At 64.8% G+C, this 6,000-nt stretch carries 6 protein-coding genes; 3 read left to right on the top strand and 3 right to left on the bottom strand.

Annotated elements, in window-relative coordinates; translation table 11 throughout:
* A partial coding sequence (locus ACFZ8E_RS26835) for a response regulator (protein ID WP_405044520.1) occupies positions 1-1,186 on the top strand: 1,186 nt, incomplete at its 5' end.
* A 297-nt stretch (positions 1,187-1,483) separates the two neighbouring features.
* Here the strand turns inward: ACFZ8E_RS26835 and ACFZ8E_RS26830 are convergent.
* The gene (locus ACFZ8E_RS26830; RefSeq protein WP_405044519.1) at positions 1,484-1,690 is read right to left on the bottom strand and encodes a hypothetical protein; all 207 of its coding nucleotides are present in this window, start codon (positions 1,688-1,690) and stop codon (positions 1,484-1,486) included.
* A 1,025-nt stretch (positions 1,691-2,715) separates the two neighbouring features.
* On the opposite strand from ACFZ8E_RS26830, the gene ACFZ8E_RS26825 reads away from it, so the two are divergent.
* Entirely contained in the window at positions 2,716-3,363 is a 648-nt protein-coding gene (locus ACFZ8E_RS26825) for an SOS response-associated peptidase (RefSeq protein ID WP_405044518.1), read from the top strand.
* A 27-nt stretch (positions 3,364-3,390) separates the two neighbouring features.
* Here the strand turns inward: ACFZ8E_RS26825 and ACFZ8E_RS26820 are convergent, their stop codons facing one another.
* Positions 3,391-3,642: a hypothetical protein gene (locus ACFZ8E_RS26820; RefSeq protein ID WP_405044517.1), complete on the bottom strand. Its 252-nt coding sequence runs from the start codon at positions 3,640-3,642 to the stop codon at positions 3,391-3,393.
* 116 nt (positions 3,643-3,758) lie between these two features.
* On the bottom strand, positions 3,759-4,748 hold the full coding sequence (locus ACFZ8E_RS26815; protein ID WP_405044516.1) for a hypothetical protein: 990 nt from the start codon (positions 4,746-4,748) through the stop codon (positions 3,759-3,761).
* Between the two features lie 274 nt (positions 4,749-5,022).
* On the opposite strand from ACFZ8E_RS26815, the gene ACFZ8E_RS26810 reads away from it, so the two are divergent.
* Complete coding sequence (locus ACFZ8E_RS26810; RefSeq protein ID WP_405044515.1) at positions 5,023-5,181, top strand: hypothetical protein; 159 nt, start codon at positions 5,023-5,025, stop codon at positions 5,179-5,181.
* The last annotated feature ends 819 nt before the right edge of the window (positions 5,182-6,000 follow it).

The following is a 6,000-nucleotide window of genomic DNA, read 5'->3' as shown; positions in this document are numbered from 1 at the left end:
CGTAGGCCGGGCGCGCACGGACGCGACCAAGCTGCGCCAGTGCGTGTTCAATCTTCTGTCGAACGCGGCAAAATTCACCGAGGGCGGCACCATCACGCTGACGGCGGCCCGGGAGGTCAACGTGACCGGCGACTGGCTCCGTTTCACGGTGCAGGACACTGGCATCGGCATGAGCCCGGAGCAGGTCGGGCGCCTGTTCGAGCGGTTCACTCAGGCCGACGAGAGCACCACACGCAACTATGGCGGCACCGGCCTCGGACTGGCGCTAAGCCGCGCCTTCGCCCAGTTGCTCGGCGGCGACATCACCGTCGACAGCGTCGAGGGCGAGGGAACGATCTTCACCCTGCGCATCCCTACGGCGGCCCCCGAGCAGGCCGTTGAGGCGGCACTGACGGCTCCCGAGAACCAGATAACGGCGGGAGACCTCGTGCTGGTCATTGACGACGAGGCCAACCAGCGCGAGCTGATGACCCGGTTCCTCGAACGCCAACGCTTCGCCGTCCGCACTGCGGGGGACGGGCGCACCGGGCTCGACCTCGCCAGATCGCTCAAGCCACGTGCGATCCTGCTCGATGTGATGATGCCCGAGATGGACGGCTGGTCGGTACTGGCCGCCCTGAAGGCTGATCCAGATACCGCAGGCATTCCCGTGGTGATGGTCAGCTTCGTCGCCGATGCGGCGCTGAGCGCCTCGCTCGGGGCGGTGGAGGCGGTCCCCAAGCCCGTGGACTGGGCGCGGCTGCGAACGATCCTGGACCAGTTTCGGGCGGCCGACGGCGACGTGCTTGTGGTCGACGACGATGCCGATATGCGCCACCGGCTCCGGACGGTGCTCGAGCGCAACGGCTGGACCGTCCGCGAGGCTGGGAACGGCTGCGAGGCGCTCGACCAGGTCCGGCACGGCGTGCCACGCCTCGTGCTGCTCGACCTGACCATGCCAGTGATGGACGGGTTCTCGTTCCTCGACCGGCTCCGGGATTTGCCCGGCTGTACCGAGGTGCCGGTGGTAGTGTTAAGCGCTCGCGACGTCACCGCGGCCGAGCGTGACCGTCTGTCCGAGGCAGATCAGGTGCTGCGCAAGGGCGACACCAGCCTGCAGGACATTGCTACCGAGCTGCGTAAAATCGATAACCGCCAAACCGATGCTGGCGAACAAGATGCAGCAGGAGCGCCTTATCAAGTTTAAGAGGGTCATTTTCTTCAGTGCTCCGTGACGTGCCGCGCCGCCCACTCGCACGCCGTCAGTTCTGGGCCGGTGACGCAGAGCACGTCGTTCAAGACGATGCCGAGGCTTGGATTACCGAAGCCACGGCGCCGGCGCGCCCTTGAACATGGCCTTGTAGTCCGTGGCGATCTCTTTCAGCGTCCGAGTGGCGTAGTAGTCCGGCGGGCCCCTCCACCGGGAACTGGCGGGTCTGACGAGGGATGGCCGGCGGCGCGGTTGCCACTTCCAGCTTGGCGAGACGCTTGTGCAGGTCGTTCATCACGGGTCCTCGTGGGTCGGATCGGGCTTCGGAGTGAGGGCCAGCCCCTCGGCGCTTTCGGCGAAGGCTGAGAGGGCGGCGACGGCGGCCTGCTTGCGCACGTCGGCCGAACCGGGCGCGGTTTCCATGGTGATGGCCGTCGTTCGGGCGGCATGGATGGCGGCGCGGAGGCCGGCTTTGTAGGCAGCTCGTTCGCGGGTGTTCATGACCGAGCCACATCGAGACCTGCGACAATACAGTTGGTTCGGACTGTGCGGAGGGCCTTGAACCAAGCCCGCATGGGACCCACGACGATGATGTATCGCTTGCTAATACTTGTATTATTAAACATCGATCTCGACTTATTTCGGTTGCAGACATCAAATGCGCAAGTCGGAGATCTAGTTCGCAGGCAGTTAGAGGGGCGCAATTGCAGGCAGAGGTAGAAAAATATGACGCAGGTTGCACCTGAGAAACTCACAGCGCCGATCTTCGGCTCGACCGGACCTGAGATTGGAAGCGGTCTTTCTGTGGCACGAGCCGAATTCTGGAAGGGGATACCCGTCCTCGTAACGTCCAAGGTCCAGCTTGCGCAGGACAAGGGCGACGATGTTCGTCTCCCCGTGATCGAGTATCTACGCGATTTGGAGACTGTCGCTCGTTCGGAATGCGATTGCTATTAACCTTGTCATGTCAGGTTACCCTCAGCGACCGGCTGATGGCCGAGCGCCGGCAGAGCAGCACCGTCTAGGGGGGGGGCACGGTGCGGCCTCGCCGGCGCCGTCGCGAACCACTCAGCGCCGAGCCGAATTACCTTTGCTCTCGTCCTGAGCGAGGAGCACGGCATGGCCGGTGATCTAGAGAGCCCAGAGACCGGTAAAGGCGTAGCGTGGCGGTCGTCCTACCGAGCCGTCCTATCCCTCGATGATGGCCGATCGAGCGTCGTCATCATCGACGCCCCCAACGATGGGGACGCGCTCGCGCTTATGAGTTGGATCGCTGAGGGCCGCGCGTTCGAGCTTTGGAACGGGCGCGCATGGATCGGCCAGTCCCCCCTACGGTAGCTCCCCGACCTCCGACGGACCGCGCATCGGCCCGCTGCACCTGCAAAGGCCTCCGGGTGCCGCCGCAGGCAGTCGGGCTATCCCAGCCGAACCAGTACGGCCGGACCTGCCGTGCCGCGATCGGCGTCGAGGGCGGCGATGAGCGCACTAGCTTGCCCTTGCGGACCTGACCAGCGCACGGTGCCGGCATGTGCAACCTCTACAGCCTCGACAGGGGCCAGGACGCCATCCGCAGGGCATTCGGCGTTGCTCGCGACGAGACCGGCAACCTGCCGCCGCTGCCGGCGATCTTCCCCGACCAAATGGCTCCGACCGTGCGGCTCGCTGATGGCGAGCGCGAGCTGGCGATGATGCGCTGGGGCTTTCCCTCGCCCGTAAGCAAGGGGCCGCAGCACCCGGTCACGAACGTTCGGAACGTAAGGTCGCCTTACTGGCAGCCTTGGCTGAAGCCGGAGCAGCGCTGCCTGGTGCCGGTGTCGTCGTTCAGCGAGTATGCCGACACGAAGCCCCGCAAGACCCCCGTGTGGTTCGCACTCGATGAGGACCGGCCACTGTTCGCGTTTGCCGGGATCTGGCGACCCTGGACGGGCGTGCGTGGCCCGAAGCGGGATAAGCCTGTCGAGGAGGAACACCGGCTCTGTGCCTTCCTCACGACCGAGGCCAACGGAATCGTCGGGCCGGTGCGCCCGAAGGCGATGCCGGTGCTGCTGACGACGCCGGAGGAGTGGCGCACGTGGCTGGAGGCGCCGGTGGAGGAGGCCCTGAACCTCCAACGCCCCCTGCCTGACAATGAGATGAGAGAGATCGCACGGGGCAAGCGGAGCGACGGGGCTTAGGCCCCGGATCAACGGAGGGTGATGCGCCTACCGCGCGTCGTCCGCGCCGACCATCCGTACGGTCGCACCAAGCCGGCTCCGGTCCAGCCCCTTCGCGACGTAGCGCTCATCAGCTCGGGCGACCTGCACCGGTGCTGGAGCACGCCCCACGACGTTCAGATTGCCCCGCACGGCCTGTTCGAGCTGAGACCGCACCCCGCCATCTGCCAGCACCGCGAGGCCGCCCACGGTCGCGACAGCGAGGACGCTGCGGGTGAGCATCGAGATTAGGGTGAGCATGACAGGCACCTGAAGGATGCCTCACGGTAAGCCGAAGGGGTCTGCGAAGGCTGCTACGCCTGCGCCACAGCCGGCACAAAAAGCGAACAAGCCTACCAGATAACGGGGCTCTTCGATCAGATCACGGGCGCCGAGAACAGCGCGCCGTACATCGCCGCATGGCCGACGTAGTAGAGCGTGAGGAAGCCGGTGAGCGCCACCGCGTAGTAGGCCGGGGCCAGCGCCACGTCGCGGCGGCGGACGGCGCTGCGGGCGTCGTCGGCGGCGATGCCGATCAGCACCACGATGATCCCGGAATGGCCGATCGCATCGACCTTGCCGAACTCGAACACGGCGGAGACGAAGATCGCGGCCAGGATGATCGCGGCGGTGCGGCGCACCAGGGGCGTCCAGATCAGGGCGAAGGCCAGGGTGAACTCGACGACGCCGGCAGCCTTCATGAACAGCTCGGGCGAGGCGCCGAAGGTCATCTCGGGCTTGGCGGCCAGGAGCGGCGCGGTCCATTCCGGGTAGGCCCACTTCTCGACCGAGGCCCACATCAGGGTGACGGCGGCGGCGGCGCGGACCACGTCGATGGGGCGGATGCCGTAGAGGGTGCGGTCCAGGCCGGTGAGGATCAGGTAGGCGGCGACGCCGAGGAAGACCGGGTAGTCGGCCAGATGGAACGCGCCGTAGCTCCAGGTCGCGTAGCCGAACAGCACGACGATGCCGGCGCCGGCCAGCGGCAGGGTGCGGTGCCAGATCAGGCAGGCCGCAAGCGCGAGCTGGAACCACGGGATCCAGGCCGCGTCGGTCTTGAGCTCGGGGGTGAGGATGATGCCGCCGAGCGTCCAGAGCGAGACGAAGAAGAAGCCCAGCGTCGCCCGCACCAGCAATTCGGTGTCGGTGCGCAGCCGCGCGGTGACCCGGTCCAGGGCGTTGAGCAGCGCGGTGCCGAGCGGGGTGCCCTCGGCGAGGCACCCGAACATCAGGCACAGGACCGACAGGCCGACGAGCCACTCGAAGTCGAGGCAGAGCACCTGCTCGAGGCCGCGGGGCTGGCCGGCGACGTCGTAGGCGCAGAACCACTTCACATGGGCGCTGGCCTCGCTGGGTGTGAAGAGCATGGCCGGCACCGCCAGCAAGACACCGGAAAGCCAAGGAAGCTGTCGCGTCGCTTGCGGAGCCATTTTCAGAACCTGGGGAAGCGCCTACAGGCACCTGCCTGCCCCACTATTTACCTACAAATTTGAGGTGAATTCTAACCAAATGTTAACCTGTTATGTAAGGCTGGTTAAGAAACCTGGTTAATAGATTGACTGACTTCAAAAGCAGTCAAATGCTCAGGACTGCCCTAACTCTTGCTGGTAAGTGACCACAAGGGCTGAGGAGGCGTCCGCGATGTTCGTTCTGAGCCTGATGTGTCTCGTCTCGGGAGCGATCATTGCGGGCGTTGCCCCGCGTCGACCCGCACGGCAAGCGGCATTCGAGAGCATGGGCGGCTGCCTGATCGTAGGCGGCCTCTGTCTGCTCGGCGCAGGCCTGCCGCTGTTTCGTTGAAAAGGCCAAGGCTACGCCTTCGACCGTCAGATCGTACTGTGGCTGACATTGTAGCTCCGGCCGATGTCAGCGCCACTCTCGCCGGCCTACCCCGTCGACCTCGATCTGATTGGCGAGTTTGCCGCCGCCTGTTGATCCGTCAGCCAGGGAACAACGAAAAAGCGTGCGACTTTTATGCGGCTTTCGAGAATTGGTTCGACGCCAATTCTGTTATCCCCTGGAAAGATAACATATTCGTCCGCGTACTGCCGAGTAAAAACTACGTCCGTAACCAGGGCCGAGTGCGGCAATACCTCAATGTAAGGCTCGACGGCGTGCCGCCGCCGTCGCGTGCGGCCTTGTGGCTTGCCGGCGACAGGGTGCGGACAATCCCACCTGATCGAGGGCGGCAGGCTATCGCGCCGGCCCGCCCTCGTGCAGTCTCCTCGGCCCGCTTACGCCCGCTTACGCCCGCTTGCGCCCGACAGGCCGCAAAACTTGCGAGGGTTGCGAGGGTTTAGCGAGGGTTTTTCAAAACCCTCTCATCCGAAAATCTCAACAATATCAGGCATATAACGTACACTTGCGAGGGTTGCGAGGGTTTTCGCGCGCACGCGCGTAAGGAACGCTTTTCTGCCGGCGCAATTCGATTGGGGCTTTCTCTTACATACATACGAGGAAAACCCTCGCAACCCTCGCAGGTGGTAGGTAAGCCCCTTATATTAAACAATAAAACGGCCGCGAGGGTTTTTCAAAACCCTCGACGAACCCTCGCAACCCTCGCAACCGGCCTGACCGCGGCGAGGCCGTGCAGACGGGAACGCGGCCGATCTATGCCAG

This window comes from Methylobacterium sp. HMF5984 (assembly GCF_045033435.1).
Taxonomy (GTDB): domain Bacteria; phylum Pseudomonadota; class Alphaproteobacteria; order Rhizobiales; family Beijerinckiaceae; genus Methylobacterium.
This window is presented reverse-complemented; position numbering and strand designations above follow the sequence as displayed.

What these genes read in the sequence shown, in the direction of transcription:
- ACFZ8E_RS26830 (WP_405044519.1), bottom strand. Translation starts at nt 1,690, where the DNA reads ATGAACACCCGCGAACGAGCTGCCTACAAAGCCGGCCTCCGCGCCGCC.
- ACFZ8E_RS26825 (WP_405044518.1), top strand. Translation starts at nt 2,716, where the DNA reads ATGTGCAACCTCTACAGCCTCGACAGGGGCCAGGACGCCATCCGCAGG.
- ACFZ8E_RS26820 (WP_405044517.1), bottom strand. Translation starts at nt 3,642, where the DNA reads ATGCTCACCCTAATCTCGATGCTCACCCGCAGCGTCCTCGCTGTCGCG.
- ACFZ8E_RS26815 (WP_405044516.1), bottom strand. Translation starts at nt 4,748, where the DNA reads ATGCTCTTCACACCCAGCGAGGCCAGCGCCCATGTGAAGTGGTTCTGC.
- ACFZ8E_RS26810 (WP_405044515.1), top strand. Translation starts at nt 5,023, where the DNA reads ATGTTCGTTCTGAGCCTGATGTGTCTCGTCTCGGGAGCGATCATTGCG.